This window comes from Nocardia abscessus (genome assembly GCF_015477775.1).
Classification (GTDB): domain Bacteria; phylum Actinomycetota; class Actinomycetes; order Mycobacteriales; family Mycobacteriaceae; genus Nocardia; species Nocardia abscessus_A.
Genome location: NZ_JADLQO010000003.1, coordinates 369,300 through 395,391 on the forward strand (window position 1 = coordinate 369,300; position 26,092 = coordinate 395,391).

Annotated in this window: 2 protein-coding genes; both read left to right on the plus strand. The window is 69.7% G+C overall.

Annotation, left to right across the window (positions count from 1 at the left end; all coding sequences use genetic code 11):
* Positions 1 to 1,234 precede the first annotated feature (1,234 nt).
* Positions 1,235 to 25,699, plus strand: a complete 24,465-nt coding sequence (locus IU450_RS12355; protein ID WP_195149905.1) for a non-ribosomal peptide synthase/polyketide synthase — start codon at positions 1,235 to 1,237, stop codon at positions 25,697 to 25,699.
* The gene (locus IU450_RS12360; RefSeq protein ID WP_195149906.1) at positions 25,693 to 26,091 is read left to right on the plus strand and encodes an FkbM family methyltransferase; all 399 of its coding nucleotides are present in this window, start codon (positions 25,693 to 25,695) and stop codon (positions 26,089 to 26,091) included. The genes IU450_RS12355 and IU450_RS12360 overlap by 7 nt, the downstream gene beginning before the upstream one ends.
* Position 26,092 lies beyond the last annotated feature (1 nt).

Consider the following 26,092-nt stretch of genomic DNA (forward strand, 5'->3'; position numbering starts at 1 on the left):
CATTCGGGTGCGGAATGTGACCGGCGGCCGTCTCGGTATCCCTATCGGTCGAGACCGACGGTCCTCGGCAGCCGAGTGCGGGCGCTATCCCGAACAGCAAATTTGCCGAACCATCGTCCCTGAAAATTCGCAACGTATCGCGTGATTCGTCCGCGCGCGAGTTCCGTCGCGTGAATAAGGCAATCCATGGTGGCGGCCCGCGGTCGGGGCGGCTGCGACGCCACTTTTGTTTCCGCGGCGGTGCGCGTCCTCGGCGTGCTGCGGTGAGACCCGCTCGGCGGCAGGGATCCGCGGTCTGACCGGGCGGATGTCCTCGGTGGCCGCGGCTCGCGGTCGGTTTGCTTCCTCGTCGCGAGGCGATCTTGCGCACCGAAATACCGATGGTTCGGCGGCGTTGTCGGGGAATGACCGCGACGGCCGTTGCGGTGCGACGAGAAATTGCAGATGGCATGGAAGTGATTCTGTCCGGAACTATGTGATTGGCATCGAACATTCCGGCATGCGCATTCGAGCCGAGCGTGAGTATTGAATCGAAGATTATGGTCCGCGAGTAGGTGCAGTGTCCTGGGGCGCGGAGATGGCCGCTGATATAACAATTTGCCAGTAAATTGCCTTTATTATTGTTGCCCTACCGGTGCTCATTGGGTGTTACGGGTATCGGGCGGTAGTCGGTCCCGGTCCGCCGCCGCGGCGGCGATGGCCGTCCCGCCTCGATTCCGGCCTCGACCCGGCATGTACCATGCCCGATCGCGGGTGTTTCTCATCGGATCGGACTGCCCGGCAACAGGCACTTCCGTAGGAGATGCGTGCTATCGGCAGTCGCCGCCGCGCAGTCGCGCCGCACCGGTATTGCTCGAAACGAGATTGGAAACGCCCGGCTTCCGTGCGGAGTCGGAAGGGTTTGCTACCACTAGACTGAGCCCGACTGCTGTTGGATAGCTTGTCCCACCTGAGTGTCGCTGCTTCACCGCAGGTTCAAAAGTTCTGTTTTCAGATTTTGAGACGACTGGAAATGCCGACAAACGGGAGGTGTGGGAGTCGCCGTAGATGTCCGATTCGGATGCTGGACACCGGCGGATCGAGCTACACGCGAAACCTGAACGGTGCGGCGCAGCGCAGGGGCTGCGCCGCTTCGAGTAGACGAAGTGCAGATAAGAGCCAGATTTCGGATGCGGTGGGCCGACGTCCTTCCGTCGTGCCCTCGCGCGTCCGGGTATGAATAAGGGGTCATGCGATGAATCTGAAGTCAGACGGAACCGCCGACGGCGAGCTGGGGCTGATTCCGCTCTCGAGTGCGCAGTACGGCATGTGGCTCGCGGACCATGTGCCCGGTGGACCGGCTGTCAACATCGCACACTGCGTCGAGATCGAGGGCCCGGTGGATTACGACGCGTTCGCACAGGCGGTGAACGACGGCGGGCACGAAACCGAGTCCCTCGTGGTGCGCGTGGTCGAATCCGACGGCCGGCCCTATCAATTCGTCGACCGCAGCATCATCTACGACGAGCCGGTGCTGGATTTCAGCGATGCGGAGGATCCGGTCGCGGCGGCGATGGAGTGGATGCGCCGCGACTACAACACCAAGGCGGTCGACCTCAGCCGCGACCGGCTCACCCAGACGAGGCTCATCCGGGTCGGCGAAGACCACTACTTCTGGTACGGCCGCGCACACCATCTGGTGATCGATGGGTACGGCGCGTTCAACAGCCTGAACCGGATGGCCGAGCATTACAACGCCCTGCTGGAGGGCAGGCCCCCGACGCGACTGGACGCGGCGAGCCTGCGCGACATCGTCGAAGCGGAGCACGCCTATCGTGCCAGCTCGCGCTACGAGGCGGACAAAACATACTGGCTGAACAAGGTTTCCGACCTGCCGAAGCCGGTCAGCCTGTCCGGCCGCACGGCCCGTTCCGGCAAGGTCGACCGCGTGGCCGGTTTGCAGCTGCCCGCACACCTGTCCGACCGGCTCGACCGCTTCGCCGACGAGGTGAACGCCTCCGCCGCGCAGGTGGTGATCGGGGCGTTCGCCGCGTTCCTCGCCCGGATGACCGGCGCCGAGGAGGTCGCGCTGTCGCTGCCGGTGACCGCGCGCGTGACCAAGCGCCTGCGCAACTCCGCCGCGATGCTGGCGAACATGGTGCCGATTCGCTTCGCCGTGCACCACTCGACCACGGTGGAGGAAGTGGTCCGCGCCTCGGTGTCCGAACTCGTTTCGGCCATGCGCCACCAGCTGTACCGGTTCGAGGACCTGCGCCGCGATTCAGCCGCGATCGACCCGTCCGCGAATTCGTTCGGCCCGATCGTGAACATCCTGTTCTTCGACTCGGAGATTCGCCTCGGCTCGGCCGTCGGCCGCTACCGAGCACTGACCTCCGGCGCACTCGACGACCTGCAGCTGAACCTGTACCGCTCGGGCGCGGACGCGCCGCTGCTCATCGAGTTGCACGGCAATCCGAATCTCTACGGTCAGGACGAACTCGGATCCCACGCCGACCGGTTCCTCGACTTCCTGCACCGGATGATGGATGCGCCCCTGAACACCCGTATCGGTGACATCCAGCTCGTCGGACCAGCCGAGGAACTGCGCATCGTCGAGGAACTCGCGGGTCACGACGGCGAAACGGTCTCCGTCACACTGGTCGATCTGCTGACCCGACAGGCGGCGCAGACCCCGTCCGCGGTGGCCGTCACCTCGGACGCCGCCGCGCTCACCTACCGCGAACTCGACGAACGCTCCAACCGATTCGCCCGCAGGCTCATCGCGCTCGGCGCGGGACCGGAATCGCTGGTGGCCATCGCGATGCCCCGCGACGCCGATCTGATCGTCGCGGTGCTCGGCGTGCTGAAATCGGGCGCCGGGTATCTGCCGCTGGACACGGCCCACCCGGCCGAGCGGCTCGAATACGTACTGGGCGACGCGAACCCGATCGCGGTGGTCACGAAGCGTGGCATGCGCGAGCAGGTTCCGGGCGACCCCGGCCGCGTCGTGCTGTTCGACGACGTCCTTGCCGCCGAGCAGGCAGCGGACCCGATCACCGATGCCGATCGGACCGACTTGCTGCGTCCCGACCACCTCGCCTACGTCATCTACACCTCCGGGTCGACCGGACGTCCGAAGGGCGTCTCGATCACCCATCGCGCCGTGTCCACCTATCTGGTGAACTCGTGTGCCGAGATCGGCATCCGATCCGGCGACGTCTGGACGCTGTTCCACTCCTTCGCCTTCGACTACTCGGTCTGGGAGATCTTCGGCGCGCTGGTCACCGGCGGCCGGATCGTCGTCGTGGACAGCCTCACCGCCCGGTCGCCGGACGACGTCGTGCGCCTGGCGGCCCGCGAGCAGGTCACGGTCTTCAGTCAGACGCCCTCGGCGTTCTACCAGTTCGCGGCCGCGCGCCAGCGGTACGCGCACGCCGGGGAGCCCGAAGGCGAGCTGTCGCTGCGGCTGGTCATCCTGTCGGGCGAAGCTCTCGACCCGGCCGGGCTGGCCGCCTGGTACGAACACAACCCGAATCTGCCTGTGCTGGCCAACAGTTACGGCATCACCGAGACCACCGTCTTCGTCACCTACACCGACCTCACATCGGAGATCGCCGTTCCGGGCGCACCCAGCACGGTCGGCCCGGCGTTGCCGGGCTTGCGAACCTACGTCCTGGACGAGCGGTTGCGTCCGTGCCCGCTCGGTGCCTGGGGCGAGATCTACGTCGCGGGAACGCAACTCGCTCGTGGCTACCTCGACCGACCGGCGCTGAGCGCGGGGCGTTTCGTCGCGAACCCGTTCGGAAAGCCCGGGGAGCGCCTCTACCGCAGCGGGGACGTGGCGCGCTGGAATCATCAGGGCGAGCTGGAATATCGCGGTCGCGCCGACCAGCAGGTGCAGTTGCGCGGGTTCCGTATCGAGCTGGACGAGATCCGCAACGCGCTGCTGACCCATGACAGTGTCGCGGCGGCGGTCGTCGTCGTGCATCTGCCCGGTACGGAGGCAGCCCGGCTGGTCGGATACGTCGTCCCCGCCGTCGGCGCCGCCTGCGAAGCCGACGCCCTGCGCACCCACGTCGACGGGATACTGCCCGAATACATGGTGCCGTCGAGCATCGTGGTGATCGACGCGGTGCCGCTGACGGTGAACGGCAAAGTGGACTACCGGGCACTGCCCGAGCCGGTCTTCGATTCGGCCGCGGCGTACGTCGCGCCCCGCACGGTCGTCGAGGAGTCGATCGCCGACGTCTTCGCGGAGGTGCTCGGCATCGACCGGGTGGGCGTGCTGGACAGCTTCTTCGAACTGGGCGGCAACTCGATCACCGCGACCAGCGCGGCCGTGCGCATCGCGGAAGTGACCCGGTGCGACGTGTCGGTCCGCGATCTGTTCGTCAAGCAGACCGTCGCGGAACTCGCCGCGCATCTCGAGGACGCGCACCGCTCCGGCAGGCCGGTGCTGCGGGCCGTGCCCAGACCCGATCCCATTCCGCTCGCGCCTGCGCAGAACAGGATGTGGCTGGTCAACCAGACCGACCCGACCTCGGCGGCCTACAACATCCCGCTCATCGTGCAGCTGACCGGACGGCTCAACGCCGCGGCGCTGCGTGCCGCGCTGACCGACGTGATCGACCGGCACGAATCGCTGCGCACCGTGTACCCGGCCGTGAACGGCGAAGGGACGCAGGTCGTGCTGTCGGCCGAAGAGGTCGTCGCCGGTCTGGACCTGACCCCGCGGCCGACCGACCCGGACGAGATCGACCAGCGGATCCGCGAGCTGGCGTCGGTCGGGACCGATCTGCGCGAACGCGCCCCGATCCAGGTGGCGCTGCTCGCGACGGCCGACCGCAGGCGGCATGTCCTGGCCGTCGTCCTGCACCACATCTGCTGCGACGGATCCTCGCTGCGGCCCCTCGCGGCCGATGTCGCCGTCGCCTACGAGGCGAGGGCGGAGGGCAAGACACCGGACTGGGAGCCTTTGCTGGTCCAGTACGCCGACTACAGCATCTGGCATCGCAGCCTGCTCGGCGACCCGGACGATCCGGATTCGCGGGCCGCCCACCAGTTGCGGTACTGGTCGCAGCGATTGGCGGGGATGCCGCCGGTCCTGGAGTTGCCCGCCGACCGTCCGCGTCCGGCCCGCCAGTCCATGCGCGGCGACGTCGCGGACACCGTGATCCCCGCCGAGACCTTCGCGGGGATCGAGCGGCTGGCGCGCGCGGCCAACGTCACGACGTTCATGGTCGTCCACGCCGCCCTGGCCGTACTGCTGGCCCGGATGTCGGGTTCGGCGGACGTCACCGTCGGCACGCCGGTCGCCGGTCGCGGTGAGCGCGCGCTCGAGCCGCTCATCGGCATGTTCGTCAACACCGTGCCGTTGCGTACCGAGGTGTCCTTCGAGGAGTCGTTCACCGCGTTCCTGGCGCGCGTCAAGGACATCGACGTCGATGCCTTCGCCAACAGCGACCTGCCCTACGAGCGTGTCGTGGACGAACTGCATCCGAAACGGTCGATGGCGTACGCACCGCTGTGCCAGGTGTATCTCGCTTTCGAGAACATGGATCGGGCGAGCCTGGAGCTGTCCGAGCTGACCGTCGAGCTCCTCGATCCGGGCGCCGAACCGGCGAAGGTGGACATCATCGTCACGGTCGCGGAGAACACCGCGGCGGGCGGCGACGTCGCGTTGCGCGTCAACTACGCGACGGACCTGTTCGACCGGGAGACCGTCGAAGAGCTCGCCGAGCGATTGAACCGTCTTCTCGAGGCGTTCGTGTCGAATCCCCGGGTGCGCGTCGGCGACGTGGACCTGTTGTCGGGGGTCGAACGGCTGGAATTGGTCCCGGCTTCCGGCGGTCGCGCCGAGACGCCTCGGGTGCTGGCCGACGTCCTGCTGGTCGGTGATCGCGGCGCACCGGCCGTGGTGTCGGGGGAGCGGGTGCTCTCCTACGGAGAGCTGGACGAGTGGTCGAATCGTCTTGCGCGGGTGTTGATCGAATGGGGTGTGGGGCCGGGGGATCAGGTCGCGCTGGCCATGGGGCGGTCGGTGGAGTTCGTGGTCGGCGTGTGGGCGGTGGCGCGGGCCGGTGCCGCGTTCGTGCCGGTCGATCCGCGCTACCCCAGCGAACGGGTCGCGCACATCGTCGCGGACTCGGATGTGGAGGTCGCGCTCACCGTCGAGGCGTCGCGCACACTGCTTCCCGGTCACGTGCGGCAGCTGGTGCTCGATCATCCGGGCACCGGGGCGTTCCTCGCGGCGCAGTCCCCGGCCGCGGTGACCGACGCGGATCGCGTGCGCGCCTGCCGTGTGGCCGACGCGGCCTACGTGGTGTACACCTCCGGCTCGACCGGCAAGCCGAAGGGCGTGGCGGTCACCAACGAGGGCTTGGCGAATTTCGCGATCGAGCAGCGGGAACGCTATCGCGTCGATCGATGGTCACGGGTATTGCAGGTGGCGGCGCCGGGTTTCGACGCGGTGATGCTGGAGCTGCTGATGGCGCACGCGAACGGCGCCGTGCTGGTCGTGTCCCCGCCGGAGGTGTTCGCCGGTGCGCAGCTCGCGGAGTTGATTCGCGCACAGGATGTTTCGCATGCCTTCGTGACCCCCAGCGTGCTGGCGACGATGTCGCCCGCCGGCCTGGACTCGCTGCAGGTGCTGGTGGCGGGCGGGGAAGCGGTGTCGGCCGAGACCGTGTCGGTGTGGGCTCCGGGGCGGCGCTTGCACAACGGCTACGGACCCACCGAGACCACGATCATGGTCGCGATCAGCGATCCGCTGTGCGTGGGCGATCCGGTCACCATCGGCGGCCCGATCCGCGGCGTCGACGCGGTGGTACTGGACGAGCGGCTGCGGCCGGTCCCCGTCGGGGTGACCGGACAGCTGTACGTCTCGGGTGTGCAGCTGTCGCGCGGATACCTCAACCGGCCCGCGTCCACGGCCGCCACTTTCGTCGCCAACCCGTACGGCCCCGCGGGCACCCGCATGTACGGAACCGGTGACCTGGCGCGCTGGACCACCGAGCACACCCTGGAATACCTGGGGCGCACCGACTTCCAGGTGAAGATCCGCGGCCAGCGCATCGAACTCGGCGAGATCGAAGCCGTCCTCGCCGGGCATCCGGCCGTCGCGACCGCGGTCGTGGTGGGCGTACAGGCCGAGACCGGATCGCGATTGGCGGCGTACGTGGTGCCCGCCGACGGCGCCGTCGACACCGCGGAGCTGGTGAAGTACGCGGCGCAACGGCTGCCCTCGCACATGGTCCCGGACACGGTCATGGTGCTCGACAGGCTCCCGCTGTCGTCGGTGGGCAAGGTCGACCGCGCCGCGCTGCCCGAACCCGAGTTCGCTCCCGCCGCGGAGTTCGTCGCGCCGCGCAACGCGACCGAGCAGGTCGTGGCCGACATCTGCGCGGGCGTGCTTGGCATCGACCGCGTCGGCGTCCTCGACAGCTTCTTCGATCTCGGCGGCAACTCGCTGTCGGCCACCCGCGCGGCCGCGCAGCTCAGCGGCGCGTTCGGCGTCGAGGTGCCGCTGCGCGCGATCTTCGAGACGCCGACCATCGGGGCGCTGGCCGAGCGCCTGCGCAGCGCCGACGCGGCGACTCGGGAGCCGCTGGTACCGCAGGAGCGCCCGGCCCGGATCCCGCTCTCGCCCGCCCAGGCCCGCATGTGGTTCCTCAATCAGTTCGACACCGGTTCGCCGGTGTACAACATCCCGCTGGTCGTGCGGATGTCGGGAGACCTCGACGTGGCCGCGATGCACGCGACGATCGCGGACGTGCTCGAACGTCATGAGGCGCTGCGAACCGTCTACCCGGACAGCGACACCGGACCGCACCAGCTGGTCGTGCCGGTGGAGACGGCGCTGACCCCACTGGTGCCGATACCGGTCGCGGCGAGCGAGATCGAGGCGCGCGTCACCGCGGAGGTGACCGTGGGATTCGACGTCACCGCCGAGGTGCCGTTCCGGGTCGCGTTGCTGCGCAGCGCACCCGACGAGCACGCCCTGGTGCTCGTGGTCCACCACATCAGTTTCGACGGGTCCTCGCTGGCGCCGCTGGCCGCGGACCTCATGACCGCCTACAGAGCCCGCGTTCGGCACGAAGCGCCACAGTGGGCGCCCTTGCCGGTGCAGTACGCGGATTACGCGCTGTGGCAACGCAAGTTGCTCGGCGCCGAGGACGACCCGCACAGCCCGACCGTCGCCCAGACCCGCTACTGGCTCGCGGCCCTCGCCGGTCTGCCCGAGGTGCTGGATCTGCCCACCGACCGTCCGCGGCCTGCGAAGCAGTCGTTCCGCGGCGCGACGGTCTCGGCGATCCTTCCCGCGGATCTGCATCGCGAGGTGGTCGCGCTGGCTCGCCGCCACGACGCGACGGTCTTCATGGTGATGCACGCGGCGTACGCGGCGCTGCTGGCGCGGCTGTCCGGCACCGGGGACATCGCCGTGGGCACACCGATCGCCGGTCGTGGCGAGCCGGGACTGGACGGCTTGGTCGGCATGTTCGTCAACACGCTGGTGTTGCGGACGCACTTGGAGCCCGGCGCGTCCTTCGTCCGGATCCTGGATCAGGTCCGGGCCACCGACCTGGCCGCCTTCGAGAACGCCGACATCCCGTTCGAGCGCCTCGTCGAGGTGCTGAACCCGCCGCGCTCGACGGCACACGCACCGTTGACGCAGGTGGGCTTCTCGTTCCAGAACATCGAGATTCCCACGGTGAAGTTCGAGGGCCTGACGGTCTCGGCGCAGATGGCCGATCCCAGTGTGGCGAAGTACGACCTGCACCTGAATCTGGTCGACGCCTTGGAACCGGATGGCGAACCCGGCGACATGGCGGTCGAATTCGGTTACGCGACCGACCTGTTCGACGAGGCGACGGTCACGTCGATGTTCGATCGCTACCTGCTGTTGCTGCGCGCGATCGTCGTCGACCCCACCCGCGCCGTCGGCGACATCGACTTGCTGACCGAGCAGGAGACGCGTCAGCTCGCGGTGCGGTCGGCCGGGACGCGGACGCAGGCGCCGGCGGCGACGATCGCGGACTTGTTCGCCGCGCAGGTGGCGGCGACACCGGAGCAGACGGCGGTGCTCGACGCGGCGAGCGGCGCCCAGCTCGATTACCGAGCATTCGGAGCGCGGGTGAATGCGCTGGCCCGCGCGCTCATCCGGCGCGGCATCGGCCCGGAAAGCGTTGTGGCGGTGGCGATGCGGCGTTCGGTGGATCTGCTGGCCACGCTGTACGCGATCCACGCCGCGGGTGCGGCGTACCTGCCGCTGGACCCGGATCACCCGGTCGATCGGGTGCGCGCTGTCCTGGCCGCGGCACGGCCCGATGCGGTCCTCACCCGCCCGGACGACCACGCCGGCCTGCCCGCCGACGTGCCGGTCTGGACGCTCGCGGAACTCGACGCCGAGCGCGAGGACACCTCGGCGGTCATCGACGCCGACCGGACTCGCCCGCTGCGCGCGGACGATCTGGCCTACGTCATCTACACCTCCGGCTCGACGGGCGTGCCCAAGGGCGTGGCGGTCCCGCACGGCGCGGTGGTGAACCAGCTCCGCTGGCTGCACGAGCACTACCGGCTCGGCGGCGACGACGTCATGCTGCTGCGGACACCGGTGACGTTCGACCTGTCGGTCTGGGAGCTGTTCGCGGCGTCGACCTGTGGCGCGGCGTTGGTCGTCGCGGGCCCCGACGCGCACACCGACCCGCGCGAGGTCGCTCGGCTACTGGCCGAGTATCGGGTGACGACGGTGGATTTCGTGCCGTCTCTGCTGTCGGCGTTCCTCGAGGTGGCCACCCCGCACCGACTCCCGGAGCTGCGCCGCGTGCTGTGCATCGGCGAGGCCCTGCCCGCCGAAACCGTCCGTCGCTTCCGGGATTTCAGCGATGCGCGCATCGACAACCTGTACGGCCCGACGGAGGCCGCCGTCAGCGTCACCGCCCACCGGATCGACGCGGTCGAGGGCGTGGCCGTGCCGATCGGCGTCCCCGAGGCGAACGTGACCGTGCACGTGCTGGATTCGCGGCTGCATCCGGTGCCCGCCGGCGTGACCGGTGAGCTGTACCTGGGCGGCGTGCAACTGGCGCGCGGATACCACGCACGGCCGGGCCTGACCGCCGCGACGTTCGTCGCCGATCCCTTCGGGGCCGCGGCAGGCGCCCGCCTCTACCGCACCGGTGACCTCGTTCGCTGGGACGAGGGCGGCAGCCTGCGCTATGTCGGCCGCGCCGACACCCAGGTGAAGGTGCGCGGCCTGCGGATCGAACTCGGCGACATCGAAGCAGCGCTGACGGCACACGAGCAGGTGAACGCGGCCGTCGCGCAGGTGCGCGTCGACGGCGGCGAGCAGCGGCTGGTCGCCTACGTGGTCGCGGACGCCGGGATCGACGTCCGCCACGTCCGGCGCGCTCTGCTGGACCGGCTGCCCGCCTACATGGTGCCGTCGTCGGTGACCCGGATCGACGCGGTGCCGCTGAACGCGAATGGCAAGGTGGACTACCGGGCACTGCCCGAGCCGGACCACAGCGCCCAGGAGCCGGAGTTCCGCGCGCCGCAGGGCCTCGTCGAACAGGCTGTCGCCGCGGTCTTCGCGGAGCTGTTCGACCGGCCCGAGATCGGCGCGGACGACAACTTCTTCGAGCTGGGTGGCAACTCCCTCGTCGCGACGCGCGTGCTGAGCCGGATCGGTGACGTCGTCGACGTGACCATCCCCGTGCGTGCGATCTTCGAGGCCCCGACCGTGGCCGGCCTGGCCGAGCGGATCGCCCAGCTGCGCGCGGTTCCGAGCCTTCCCGCGCCGGCCCGGGTCCCGCGCCCGGACCGCATTCCGCTCTCGCACGCGCAGACCCGGATGTGGTTCCTCAACCAGTTCGATCCCACCGCGCCGGGATACGTGGTGCCGCTGGCGATTCGGCTCGACGGCACGCTGGATTCGGCGGCGCTCACCGCCGCTGTGGGCGATGTCATCGAGCGGCACGAGAGCCTGCGCACCATGTATCCGGCGATCGACGGCGCCCCCACCCAGGTCGTGTTGCCGGCCGAGGACGTGCTGGCCACGTGCGACCTGTCCCCGCAGGCGATCGGCGAGCGGGAACTGCCGCAGCGGCTGGCCGAGTTCTGCGGGACCGGATTCGACGTGGCGAAGGGCGTGCCCCTGCGCGTCGCGCTGTATCAGTTGTCGGACGCGGCATGGACGCTCGCACTGGCCGCCCACCACATCAGTTGCGACGGCTTCTCGGTGGCCCCGCTGGCCGCCGACCTGGTGGCGGCGTATCGGGCGCGCTGCGGCGGCACCGCGCCGGACTGGGCGCCGCTGCCCGTGCAATTCGCCGACTACGCCCTGTGGCAGCGCGCGGTGCTCGGCTCGGCGGACGACCCGGACTCGTACGTCGCCCGCGACATCGCCTACTGGCGAACACAACTCGCGGGCGTGCCCGATCTGCTCGAGTTGCCGACCGACCGGCCGAGGCCGATCGAGCAGTCCCAGCGCGGCGCGGTGATCGAGCTCGTCATCCCCGGCGAGCTGCAAGGCCGGGTGGAAGCGCTGGCGCGGCGAGCGGGAGCCACCACGTTCATGGTGGTGCACACGGCTCTGGCGGTGCTGCTGTCGCGGCTGTCCGGCAGCGACGACGTCACCGTCGGTGTTCCGCACGCGGGCCGGGGGGACCGGTCGCTGGACAACCTCGTCGGCATGTTCGTCAACACCTTGGTGATGCGCTCGCGGATCACGCTCGACCAGACCTTCCTGAGTCTGCTCGAGCAGGTACGACGCACCGACATCGAGGCGTTCGACCACGCCACCGTGCCGTTCGAGCAATTGGTGGACGCGCTGAATCCGGTGCGATCGACCGCGCACACGCCGTTGTTCCAGGTGCTGCTCGCCTACCAGAACATGGCGCGGGCTCGCGTGGAGCTGCCCGGGCTCACCGTCGAGAACGTTGACCCCGGCGACAGCGCCGCGATCTACGACCTGCTGCTGATGATGACCGAGGGGCACGGCACGCACAACGAGCCGACCGGCATGACCTTGCGCCTGACCTACGCCACGGACCTCTTCGACGAGGACACGGTGCGGGGCTTCGCGGGCCGGTTCGTCCGTGTCCTCGACGCCGCGGCCCGCGACGCCGAGGCCCCCGTCGGAGAGATCGGGTTGCTCGACGAGGCGGAGCGCTCCCAGGTGCTGGAGCGGTGGAACGACACCGGTGGCTCCGCCGCACCGGGCCGGACCCTCGTCGATGTCTTCGACGAACAGGTCGCGCGCACCCCCGACAGTGCGGCGCTCCTGCTGCCGGACGGCGGCACGCTGACCTACCGGGACTTCGACGCTCGCGTCAATCGTCTGGCCCGATGGCTCATCGCACGCGGTGCCGGGCCGGAAACGGTTGTCGCGGTGGCCATCCGCCGCTCGGCCGAGCTGGTCACCGCGCTCTACGCCGTGGTGAAGGCGGGCGCGGCGTTCCTGCCGATCGACCCGGATCATCCGAGCGCCCGGATCGCGCACGTGCTGGGCGCGGCCCGTCCTCTGGTGGTGCTCACCACCACCGTGGACGGCGCGGATCTGCCCGGCGGATTCGAATGCGCGTCCATCGACCTGCTCGACGTGACAAGTCTGTCCGAAACCAGGATCACGGATGCCCAGCGGCGGACACCGCTGCGTCCGAACCACCTCGCCTACGTGCTGTTCACCTCCGGGTCCACCGGCGTCCCCAAGGGCGTGGCCCTGACCCATGCCGCCACGGTGAGCCAGCTGGCGTGGGCGCAACAGCAGTGGCCACACGACGGCTCCGACGCGGTGCTGCACAAGACGCCGATCACCTTCGACATTGCGGTCTGGGAGTTGTTCTGGCCGTTGCAGACCGGCGCGCACATCGTCGTCGCCGAGCCGGACGGACATCGCGACCCCGCGTACCTGGCAGACGTCATCGCGCGGCACCGGATCACCACCGTGCACTTCGTCCCCTCGATGCTCGATGTCCTGCTCGAATCCACGGGCGCGGCGGAACTGCCCTCGATCCGGCGGGTGTTCGTCGCGGGTGAGGCGCTGGCACAACGCACCGTCGATGCCGCGGCGCGGGTCTTCGCGCACGCGGAACTGGTGAACTGGTACGGGCCCGCGGAGGCGGAAGTGGTCACCGCCGCGCGGTGCGCGCCGCACGCCGCGACCGCCGCGACGGTGCCGATCGGAGCGCCCGCGGCAGGCATGAAGGTCTACGTGCTGGATGCGCGACTGCGGCCGGTGCCGGTCGGGGTCGTCGGTGAGCTGTACGTCGCCGGCGTCCAATTGGCGCGCGGCTACCACTCGCGTCCCGAACTCACCTGCCGCGCCTTCGTCGCGAACCCGTTCGGGGCGGCAGGGGAGCGGCTGTACCGAACCGGTGACCTGGTCCGGTGGCGGAAGACGGGAGAGCTGGAGTACCTGGGCCGCAGCGACTTCCAGGTGAAGGTGCGCGGTCAGCGGGTGGAGCCCGGTGACATCGAAGCCGCGCTGCGCGATGTGGCGCAGGTGGCGCGTGCGGTGGCCGTCGTGACGACCGAACGCATCGTCGGCTACGTGACCCTCGCGCCGGGGGCGGTGACCGACGGCCGCGCCATTCGCGAACAGCTGACCCGCACGCTGCCGTCCTACCTGGTTCCGGACGCGGTGCAGGTGCTCGACGCGATGCCGCTCACCGCGAACGGCAAGCTCGACCGATCGGCGCTGCCGCAGCCGGTGTTCGACGACGGCGAAACGTTCGTCTCGCCGCGCACCGACACCGAGGCGGTGCTGGCGCGTCTGGTCGCCCAACTCACCGGCGCGGACCGGGTGAGCGTGACGGCGAACCTGTTCGAGATCGGCGTCAACTCGCTCTCGGCTGCCCAGCTCGCCGCGCGGGCACAGGCCGCCGTCGGTGTGGACGTCGGCATCCGTGACGTTTTCGACGCTCCGACGATCGCCGCGCTCGCCGAACGGATGTCGACCCGCACACGGTCCACGGCGGTGGCGCTCACGCCACGGCAACGCCGCGGGGCCGTCCCGTTGGCGGCGGCGCAGCGGCGGATCTGGTTCCTCAACCAGTTCGACACCGCCTCGGCGGCCTACAACATCTGCTTCGCGGCCCGCTTGACCGGCCCGCTGGACAACGCCGCACTGCGGGCCGCCTTCCTGGACGTGGTGACCAGGCACGAGCCCTTGCGGACGGTCTATCCGCTCGTCGACGGTGAACCCTGCCAGGTCGTGCGGGACGTCACGACGCTCGCCGCGGACGTGACGTTGGAACCGGAGCCGGTGACCGACACCGAGCTGGCCGAACGGATCCGCGATGCCGTCGAGGCGGGATTCGACATCGCCGAGTCGGTGCCCGTGCGGGCGCGGCTGTATCGCACCGCGGCCGAGGCGCACGTGCTGGTGGTCGTGGTCCATCACATCGCGGCCGACGGCGCATCGATGGCTCCACTCGCCGGTGATGTGTTCGCGGCCTACCGCGCAAGGGTGAGCGGCCATGCGCCGCAGTGGGAACCGTTGCAGGTCCAGTACGCCGACTACGCGATGTGGCAGCAGGAGATGCTCGGCTCGGAGGACGATCCGACCTCGCTGATCGCGCGTCAGATCGACTACTGGACCGACGCCCTCGACGGCGCGCCGGAGCTGCTCGCGCTGCCGACCGACCGGCCGCGGCCGGCCACCATCTCGATGGACGGCGGCAACGTCCGGTTCGAGCTGCCCGCCCGGCTGCACGACGACATCGTGCGGCTGGCCCACCGTGAGGGCGTCACCGTGTTCGTCGTCCTGCACGCGGCGTTGGCGATCCTGCTGGCGCGTACCGCGCACAGCGACGACATCTCGGTCGGCACCCCGGTCGCCGGGCGCGGCAGGCCGGAACTCGACGATCTGGTCGGCATGTTCGTGAACACGGTGGTGCTGCGCACGCGAATCGACGACGACCGGTCTTTCCGGGAACTTCTGGCCGAGGTGCGCGCCGTCGACCTGGAAGCGCTCGCCCACGCCGACCTGCCCTACGAAAGGCTGGTCGACGTCATCGGACGCCCGCGTTCCACGGCGTATTCGCCTCTGTTCCAAGTGATGTTCGGGTTGCAGAACACCCAGCAGGCCCGGTTCGAGCTGCCCGGCATCGGTGTCGAAGTCCTCGATCCCGGCATCGCGCAGGCCAAGGCGGACCTCACTGTGCTGATGACCGAACGGCGCGAGGGCGACGAGCCCGCCGGGATCGACGGCGAGATCATCTACGCCACCGATCTCTTCGTCGCGTCGACCGCGCATTCGCTGGCCGAGAGGTTCGTTCGCGTCCTCGAAGCGGTCACCGCCGATCCGGTCCGGCCGATCGGTCGGATCGGCCTGTTGAGCGCCGCGGACACCGAACGTTTGGTGCCCGCGCGGGGCACTGACGGCGTGCGGCACTGCTTGCTTCCGGATCTGCTGGCCGCGGCCGTGGCCGCGGATCCGGCGGGGGTGGCTCTCATCGGGGACACCGAAACCCTCACCTACGCCGAACTCGACCACAAGGCCAACCGGCTCGCCCGTCACCTGCTCACCCGAGGCGCCGGGCCGGGCGTGTTCGTCGCGCTGGCCGTGCCGCGGTCGGTCGACTATCACGTCGCCATGTGGGCCATCGCGAAGACCGGCGCCACGTTCGTTCCGGTGGATCTGCGCTATCCCGTCGAGCGAATCGCGCACATGGTGAGCGATTCCGGTGTCGAGATCGGGATCACGCTCTCGGCCGCGCGCGCATCGCTGCCGGACGGGGTGCGCTGGCTGACGCTCGACCAGCCCCGGACCGCGAAGGCGATCGCGGCGAAATCCGGTCGGGCGGTGACCGACGCCGATCGCGGACGCGTCCTGCGGGTCGAGGATGCCGCGTACCTGATCTACACGTCCGGGTCGACGGGAACCCCGAAGGGCGTCATGGTCACGCATGCGGGACTGGCGAACTTCGCCGCCGAGCAGCGTGATCGGTATCGGGTCGACGCCACGTGCCGCGTGCTGCAGGTGGCGGCGCCCGCGTTCGACGCGGTGCTGCTGGAGGCGTTGATGGCGCACGCGGCCTGTGCGGCTCTGGTCGTGTCCCCACCGGAGGTGTTCGGCGGCCCGGATCTGGCCGAGCTGATCCGGAAGCATCAGGTGACGCATGCGTTCTTGACGCCGAGTGTGGTGGCGACCATGTCGCCTACGGGCCTCGAGTCGGTGCGGATGCTCGCGGTGGGCGGGGAAATGGTGCCCGCGGAGTTGATCGCGGCGTGGGCGCCGGGACGGCGGCTGCACAACATCTACGGCCCCACCGAGACCACGATCGTGATCACCATGAGCGACCCGGTACTGCCGGGCGATCCGATCGCCATCGGCGGCCCGATTCGCGGTGCGCAGGCATTGGTCCTGGACGCGCGGTTGCGGCCGGTGCCCGTGGGCGTCGCGGGCGAGTTGTACCTCGCGGGGGCGCAGTTGGCGCGCGGATACCTCAACCGGCGCGCGGTCACGGCCGGTGCGTTCGTGGCGAATCCCTACGGCGGAGACGGTGCGCGGATGTACCGCACCGGCGACATCGTCCGGTGGACCACGCAGCGCACCCTGGAATACGTCGGCCGCAGCGACTTCCAGGTCAAGATCCGTGGCCAGCGCATCGAACTCGGTGAGATCGACGCCGCGCTCATCTCGCATCCGAAGGTGGCCACGGCGGTCACCGTCAGCCGCACCGGGCCCGGCGGGCAGCCGCTTCTGGCCGCGTACATCGTGACCGAAGCCGGAATCCACGTCGAAACGGCCGGCGTGCTGGATCATGTCGCGTCGATCCTGCCCGCGCACATGGTGCCGTCGGCGCTCACCGTGCTCGACCGGATGCCGATCACCTCGACCGGCAAAGTGGACCGGAAAGCGCTGCCGGAACCGGTCTTCGAACCCGCCGCAGACGGCGTCGTCGCGGCGTCGACCGAGCTGGAGCACACCATCGCGGCCGCGTTCGCGGACGTGCTCGGAATCGGGTCGGTCGGCGTCACCACCTCGTTCTTCACTCTCGGTGGCGATTCCATCCTGTCGATCCAGCTGGCTTCCCGGTTGAAGTCCGCGGGTGTCATCGTGACGGCGCGCGACATCTTCGAGCAGAAGACCGTTCGTGGCCTCGCACAGGTCGCCGCGGCCGCCGAACGGGTCGCGCTGGAGGAGTTGCCCGGCGGCGGGGTGGGCGAAATCCCGTTCACGCCGGTCGTCTCCTGGTTCACCGAGCGTCTCGGCGCCGCCCCGCGATTCGCCCAGTCGATGCTGGTTCGCCTGCCGGGCGACGCGCGCGTCGAGGACGTGACCGCCACGGTGCGGGCAGTGCTCGAACAACACGACATGCTGCGCGCGCGGCTGCGCGAACAGTGGCTGGAGGTGCCGCCGGCCGGCGAGGCCGACGCGGCGGAGGCCGTGTTCACCCACACGTTCGGGGCCGACGAGACGCCGGGCAGCGCGGGTTTCACCGCGGTGGTGGAAGCGGCGCTGGCCGAGGCATCCGACCGCCTCGACCCGTCCGAGGGACGAATGGTGCAGGTCGCGTGCCTGTTGCCCGAACCGGGCGTCGACGCCGAAGCGCGTGCCCTCGTCGTCGTGCACCACCTGGCAGTCGACGGCGTGTCGTGGCGAATCCTGGTCCCCGACTTCGCCACCGCCTGGCAGCAGGTCACCCAGGGACGGGCGGTGGAGTTGCCCGCGCAGGGCACGTCCATGCGCCGGTGGGCGCAGGCGCTCACCGAGGCCGCCGCGTCCCGTGCCGACGAGTTCGAGCTGTGGCACCGGATGGGCGCGGCTGCTGATCCGCTGCTCGGCAGCGCGCTGCTCGACCCCGCCCTCGACACCCAGTCGACCGTGCGGAATCTGACGGTGTCGCTGCCGGTAGAGGTCACTTCGTCGTTGCTCGACGCGGTGCCCAGGGCGGTGCACGGCAGTGTCGACGACGCGCTGCTGGCCGGTCTGGCCGTGGCCGTGGCACGCTGGCGCCATAGGCGCGGCATCGCGCACTCCGGTCTGAAGGTCCTGCTGGAGGGGCATGGCCGGGCGGAGCAGATCGCCGAGGGTGCGGATGTCTCGCGCACGGTGGGCTGGTTCACCAACACCTATCCGGTGGCGCTCGACATCGGCGAGGTCGGCCAGGACGATCCGCGCGCCGCGGTGAAGTCCGTGAAAGATCAGCTGCGCGCCATCCCGGACAAGGGAATCGGTTACGGCCTGCTGCGCTACCTGCACGCAGGCACGTCCGACCGGCTCGCGGCGCTGCCCGAGCCGCAGATCGGTTTCAACAATCTCGGCCGGGTCGGCGTCGATCTCACGACGCTGTCGCAGCTGGCGTGGATTCCGACCGACGAGCCGTTCGACCGGCGGGCCGCCTTCGATCCGGACATGCCCGCCGCGGCGGCCCTCACCATCGACGTGAACGTCGTGGACACCGAGGCAGGACCACGTCTGTCCGCGCACATCGGATACGCCTCCCGGTTGTTCGAGCACGACGACGTGGCCGAACTCGTCGACGAATGGGTCGGCGCGGTCACCGGCATCGCCGCGGCGGCCCGCGCGGACGAGGACTGGGGCTTCTCACCGGCCGATGTTCCGCTCGTCGAGGTCACCCAGTCCGACCTGGACGCGTTCGCCGGACGTTACGGTTCCCTGGGCGATGTCTGGTCGTTGGCGCCGTTGCAGGCTGGGCTGCTGTTCCACGCCGAACTCGCCGCGGGTGATCTCGACGTCTACACCGCGCAGTCGACCCTCGCCCTTGCCGGGGTGATCGATGAGCGGCGGCTCGAACAGTCGGCGAAGGCCCTGCTGGAGCGCTATCCCAACCTGCGGGCGGCCTTCGTCCGGACGGCCGACGGCATTCCGGCGCAGGTGATCCCGGCCGACGCGGTAGTGCGCTGGCGGCGAGTCGATCTGCGCGCGGGCACGACGACTCCGGAGGAGCTGATCGCGGCCGAGCGGGCGGTCCCGTTCGACCCCGCCGATCCGCCGCTGCTGCGGTTCCTGCTCATCGACGTGGGGCCACAGGATTTCCGGCTGGTGCTGACGGCGCATCACCTGCTGCTGGACGGCTGGTCGTTGCCGTTGCTGTGGCGCGAGCTGATCGGTCTGTACGCGGTGGGCGCTCGCACGGAGCTGTTGCCCGCCGCCGCGTCCTACCGCAGCTACCTGGAATGGCTGGATCGGCGCGAGCCGTCCGCCGGAATCGACGTGTGGCGCGAGGTCCTGCGCGATTTCACCGAACCCACGGTGGTCGCCGACGCGCGGACGCACACGACGGTCGGCATCCCGGTCGACTTGGCGGTCGTGCTGGACCGGGCCGTCACCGCCGAACTGGTGGAGTTCGCTCGGGCAAGGGCGGTCACCATGGCGACCATCGTGCAATTCGCCTGGGCAGTGGTTCTCGGGAACCTGCTCGGTGTCGAGCGCGTGGTGTTCGGCGGCACGGTCTCCGGACGCCCCGCCGAACTGCCGGGCGTCGAGTCGATGATCGGCTTGTTCATCAACACGATTCCGGTCGCCGTGCACGTCCCGCGGTCCTGGACCATCGAGGACGCGCTGCGGCGATTGCAGGCGGACAACACCCGGCTGCTCGATCATCACGACGTCGAACTGTCCCGGATCCTGTCGGCCGCGGGCGTCGCCCAGCTGTTCGACACCCTGGTCGTCTTCGAGTCGTATCCGGTCGACAGCAGCGGTCTGGGCGACGCGGACATCGACGGCATGCGGGTGGTGGCGGCGGACGGCAGCGACGCCGCGCACTACCCGATCACGGTGCAGGCCCACCAGACCGACCAGCTGCACGTCATGATCCGCTACCAGCAAGCCCGCGTGGACGACCTGACGGCCGCGGGTCTGGCCGCCCGTATGGAAACCGTGCTGCGCGCCATCACGATCGATCCGCGGGCGCGGCTGGGCTCGGTCGAGTTGATGTCCGCGGTCGAGCGCCGCGATCTGGTGCCCGCCACGGGCGGACGGTCCGAATCGCCGCGTCTGCTCGCGGAGTTGCTCGCCAGCGGCGCGGCGATGAATCCCGATGCGGCAGCGGTTGTTTCGGACGAGCGAGTGTTGTCCTACGCCGAGCTGGATGCCTGGACGAATCGTGTGGCGCGGGAGTTGATCGCCTGGGGTGTCGGCCCGGGCGATCAGGTGGCGCTGGCGATGGCACGGTCGGTGGACTTCGTGATCGGCATCTGGGCGGTCGCCAAGACCGGCGCGGCCTTCCTGCCCGTGGATCCGCGGAATCCGGCCGAACGTGTCGGGCACATGGTCGCCGATTCCCAGGTGCGGGTCGCGGTCACCGTCGCGGCGTCACGAGAGCTGGTCCCGGCTCCCGTCCGGCAGCTGGTGCTCGACGATCCGGAAACCTGTCGGGCGATCGCGGCGCGCTCCTCGGAGGCGGTGACCGACAGTGATCGAAGGCGTACGCCGCATGTGCGGGACACGGCCTACGTCCTCTACACCTCGGGGTCGACCGGCACGCCGAAGGGTGTCGCGATCACCCACGAGGGCTTGGCGAACTTCGCTGCGGTGCAGCGGGATCGGTTCGGCGTCGACAGCCGGTCGCGCGTGCTGTACGCGTCCGCTCCCGGTTTCGACGTGGTCGTGCTCGAAACGCTGCTGGCCCACACCAACGCAGCGGTGCTCGTGGTGCCGCCGCCGGAGGTGTTCGGCGGACCCGAGCTGGCCGAATTCATTCGGGCACAGCAGGTGTCGCACTCGTTCATGACGCCGAGCGTGCTGGCGACGATGTCGCCGGAGGGCTTGGACTCCTTGCGGGTGCTGATGGCCGGTGGCGAGGCGGTGACGCCGGAGATCGTCGCGCTGTGGTCGCCGGGCAGGCGCCTGCTGAACGGATACGGTCCGACCGAGACGACGATTCTGGCCGGAATCAGCGGTCCGCTGCATCCGGGTGCCACGGTGACGATCGGTGGTCCGATCGGTGGCGTCGAGGCCGTCGTGCTGGATGCGTGGCTGCGGCCGGTCCCGGTCGGCGTCGTCGGCGAGTTGTATCTCGCGGGTGTGCAACTGGCACGCGGATACGTGAACCGGCCGGGTGTGACGTCCGGCGCGTTCGTCGCGAATCCGTTCGGCGCGGCGGGATCGCGCATGTACCGCACCGGCGACTTGGCCCGCTGGACACCGGAACACACCTTGGAATACCTGGGGCGCAGCGACTTCCAGGTCAAGCTCCGCGGTCAGCGCATCGAGCTCGGCGAGATCGAAGCCGTTCTCGCCGGACAACCCGGTGTGGAGCACGCGGCTGTGCTGCTGCGCAAGGACGAGCGCGGCATCGGCAGGCTCGTCGGCTATCTGGTCGGCGCCGCGGACCTGGACCCGGAGGCGGTCAGGGCCGCCGCGCGGCTGCGCCTGCCCGCGCACATGGTGCCCGACGTGTGCACGGTGCTCGCCGAATTCCCGCTCACCAGGACCGGCAAGCTCGACCGCCTGGCGTTGCCGGTGCCGGAATTCTCGGCGGCCAGGACCTGGGTGGCGCCGCGCACGCAGACCGAACGGCAGGTCGCGGAAGTGTTCGGCACCGTCCTGGACATCGAACGGGTCGGCGCCACCGACAGCTTCTTCGACCTCGGCGGCAATTCACTGTCGGCGACCCGGGTGACGGCCCAGTTGGGCACGGCGCTCGGCGTGAACGTCGGTGTCCGTGATCTGTTCGAAGCGCCGTCGGTCGCCGAACTCGCCGCGCGGCTGGCCGCTTCCGAACGCACGGATCGGGTGCCGCTGGTGCCGCGCACCCGGCCCGCGCTGGTGCCGCTGTCGCCGGCCCAGCAACGGATGTGGTTCCTCAACCAGCTCGACACCTCCGTCGGCGCGTACAACATCCCGCTGGTGATCCGGCTGAAGGGCGAACTCGACATCTATGCGCTGCGGCGCGCGTGCGAGCTGGTCATCGCTCGGCACGAATCGCTGCGGACCAAGTTCCCGACGACCGACGCGACGCCGCATCAGGTCACCGTCCCGGTCGAGCAGGTGGTCCCCGCCGGGTTCACCGCGATCGCGGTCGAGACGGAGCAGCTGATGGAGCGGGTGCTCGCCACGGTCTCGGCGAGCTTCGACGTGACGCAGGCGCCCCCGCTGCGCGTCGAGCTGTTCCGGCTCGATGATCGCGAGCACGTTCTGGTCATCGCCGTGCACCACATCTGCGCCGACGGGCAGTCCATGCTGCCCCTCGCGCGGGATGTGGCGGTGGCCTACCAGGCGAGCAAGGAAGGGATGGAACCGAACTGGCCCGCTCTCGCGGTCCAGTACGCGGACTACACGCTGTGGCAGCGCGACGTGCTCGGGGACGAGCACGACCCCGGCTCGGTCATGTCCCAGCAGTTGCGTTTCTGGAAGGACACGCTCGGTGGGCTGCCCGAACTGCTCGAATTGCCCACGGACCTGCCACGCCCGCCGGTGGCGTCCATGCGCGGCCGGACGGTGGATTTCGAGATCCCCGCTGCGTTGCAGGAACGAATCGGCGCGCTCGCGCGTGCGGCGAACGCGACGGCCTTCATGGTCGTGCACGCCGCGCTGACCGTTCTGCTGTCGCGGCTGGCCGGCGTGGGCGACGTCGCGGTGGGCACGCCGGTGGCAGGCCGGGGGGAGCGCGAACTCGACGACCTGATCGGCATGTTCGTCAACACGCTCGTCCTGCGCTCGCGGGTGTCGTCGCGGCAGTCGTTCACCGACCTGCTCGCGGCCACGCGGGAAACGGACCTGGCCGCGTTCGCGCACGCCGATGTGCCCTTCGAGCAGGTCGTGGAGGCGCTGAATCCACCACGGTCCACCGCGCATCTGCCGCTGTACCAGGTGACGCTCGATGTGCAGAATCTCGGCAAGGCCGCGTTGGAGCTGCCCGGGCTCACCGTCGAGCCCGTCGAGAACGGATTCGAACCGGCGCAGGCCGACCTGAATCTGAACCTGGTCGAACGATCCGGTGACCAGGGACGGCCGGACGGCATCCGGGGACGGCTGACCTACGCCACCGACCTGTTCACCGAGGAGACGATGACCAGGTTCGCGCAGGCATACGTGCGGATCCTGGAGGAGGTGACCGCGAACCCCGCGGTCGCGGTCGGTGACATCGACCTGGCGGGCCCGGCGCAGCGTCGCGCACTGCTCGACGCGGCCGGTGACGCCGGCGTCACGGTGCCGGACACGACCCTCGCGGAGCTGTTCCTCGCCCAGACCGCCGCGCGACCGGACGCGATCGCGGTGACCGACGGCGCGTCGCGGCTGACCTACGCGGAGTTGAATCGGCGCGCCGCCGCGGTGGCGGCTCGGCTGACCGAGCAGGGAGTGGGTCCGGAATCGCTGGTGGCCGTGGCATTGCCGCGCACGGCCGACCTCGTCGTCGGCCTGCTCGGCGTCGTGCGCGCGGGTGCGGGATACCTGCCGTTGGATGTGGCGTATCCGCCGGAGCGATTGCGGTTCGTGCTCGACGACGCCCATCCGGCCGCGGTGCTGACTTCGGCAGGCCTGTCCGCGGCGGTGCCGGAGTGCGTCGCGCCGGTCGTGCTCATCGAGGATTGCGTGGACGACCCGTCCGGCGTTCCCGCTCCTGCGGTGAGCGCGCGACCGGGCAACGTGGCCTACGTGATCTACACCTCGGGGTCGACCGGTCGCCCGAAGGGGGTGACGGTCAGCCATCGGGAGGCGGTCACCTTGTTCACCAACGCGGCCGAGCGATTCGATCTCGGGCCCGACGACGTGTGGACGATGTTCCATTCCTACGCCTTCGATTTCGCGGTGTGGGAGATCTGGGGCGCGTTGCTGACCGGAGGCAAGGTCGTCGTGGTCGACTACGACACCTCCAGGTCGCCGGAGGCGTTCGTGGACGTCGTGGCCCGGGAGCGCGTGACCGTGTTGAGTCAGACCCCTTCGGCCTTCTACGGCTTCGCCGACGCGGAGCGCCGCTATCGCGAAGCGGATTGCCCCGCAGGCGATCTCGCTCTGCGATATGTCGTCTTCGGTGGCGAGGCGCTGGACGCGTCCCGGTTGAACGACTGGTTCGCGGCGCACGAGCCGCGATCACCACGGCTGGTCAACATGTACGGCATCACCGAGACCACCGTGCATGTGACGTTCTCCGAGGTCACCAGCGCGAGCACAGCCGGGATCGGATCGCCGCTTCCAGGGTTGCGGGTCTACGTCCTCGACGACCGGCTGCGTCCGGCGCCGATCGGCGTCGCCGGGGAGATCTACGTGGCCGGCGGCCAGCTCTCGCGTGGCTATCTGGCAGCACCGGCGCTGACCGCGGGCCGGTTCGTGGCCGACCCCTTCGGCGGCGACGGCGCCCGGCTCTATCGATCCGGCGACGTGGGCCGGTGGCGGAAGTCCGGGAGCGGGCTGGAGCTGGAGTACGTGGGCCGGGCCGACGCGCAGGTGCAGTTGCGCGGCTTCCGGATCGAGCTCGGCGAGGTGGAGTCGGCGCTGCTGCGGCACCCGCAGGTCACCCAGGCCGCGGTCACGGTGCACCGGCACGATCGCGGGGTCGACCAGTTGATCGGGTACGTCGTCGGCGCCGACGGTGCGCTGATCGACCCGGTCGAGGTCCGCGAGACCGCCGCCCGGGTGCTGACCGGTTACATGGTTCCCGCGGTGATCATGGTGCTGCCCGCGCTGCCGTTGACGGTCAACGGCAAACTCGATCGAAAAGCGCTGCCCGCTCCCGAGTTCGAGGCATCGGCGACCGCGTTCGCGGCGCCGCGCACGCACACGGAGAAGGTGATCACCGACGTCTACGCGCAGGTCCTGGGAGTTCAGCGGGTCGGGACCACGGACGGCTTCTTCGATCTCGGCGGCAACTCGCTACTGGCCACGATGGTGGTGACCGAGTTGCGCACCCGCGCAGTGACGATCCAGTTGCCGTGGATGTTCGACGACGCGACACCGAAAGCCCTGGCGGCCAGGGCCGACGGCGCGGCGGGCGGCTCAGGGATGCAAGTGTTGCTTCCGCTGCGGGCCCACGGCCGCAAGCCCGCGGTCTTCGCGGTGCACCCCGCGGGTGGGCTGGCCTGGTTCTACGGCGGAATGGTGGAACATCTCGACAAGGACCGGCCGGTCTACGGCTTGCAGGATCCGCATGTCGTGGCGGGCGAACCGGGCGCGACGTCCGTCGATGAACTCGCGGAGCGCTATGTGGCCGAAATTCGTCGCGTGCAACCGAGCGGGCCGTATCACTTGCTGGGCTGGTCGCTGGGCGGTGCGATCGCGCATGCTGTCGCGGTGCGGCTCCAGCGCGATGGGGATCGCGTCGGGATGCTGGCCATGATGGACAGCGCCGTCGGCGATTCGGAGGCGCTGGCCGCGTCGATGAGCACCACCGCGGACGAGCCCATGCCGGGTGAGCTGATGGCCGATCTGCTCGGCGGCTGGCGTGAGCTGTTCGCGCTCGGCGCCGAGGTGACAGCGGACACCCACGAGCAGGCATGGGCGGTGATCCGGGACCAGGTCACCGCCAGCGGGATGTTCACCGCCGAGCAGGTCGACCGGGTGATGGAGAGCTTCCGGACCGCGGGCGACATCGCGCAGGAGTACCGGCCGGGTGTCTTCGACGGTGACCTGGTCTTCTTCACCGCAGGAAAAGACCGCGCCGACCACGACGCCGTCATGCGGACGTGGCGGCCGTTCATCACCGGCGACCTGCACAACACGGTCGTCGACGCACGACATCTCGAATTGACCCACCCGCACGCATTGGCCGTCATCGGCCCGATTCTCGAAAGGTTCTCGAACGAATGCTGAAGACTCTCCAGCAACTCCAGCAACTCCAGCAACTTCGGCTCGACGACGAGGCGATGGCACTCATCACGGCCGGGCTGCACGAGGGCGAATGCATGGACGTCGAGATCACCACCGTTTCGGCGATCCTCCACGAGCACGGCCGGAATGCGGAGGTCGGGTTGCTCGAGATCGATGTCGAGCGAGCGGAACTGGATGTCCTGCACGGCATCGCCGAGGCGGACTGGCCGCGTATCCGTGCCGTCGTCGCCGAGGTGCACGACCGAAACGGTCGCTTGGCGCAGTGCTGCGAATTGTTGCGCGGGCACGGGCTGTTCGCGCGGACACGACAGGACCCGAGCCTGGTCGGCACCGAATCGCACGAGATGTACGCCGTGCGGCCCGCGAACGCCTGAC

Coding starts and splice junctions, on each gene's coding strand:
- IU450_RS12355 (WP_195149905.1), top strand. CDS start 1,235: ATGAATCTGAAGTCAGACGGAACCGCCGACGGCGAGCTGGGGCTGATT.
- IU450_RS12360 (WP_195149906.1), top strand. CDS start 25,693: ATGCTGAAGACTCTCCAGCAACTCCAGCAACTCCAGCAACTTCGGCTC.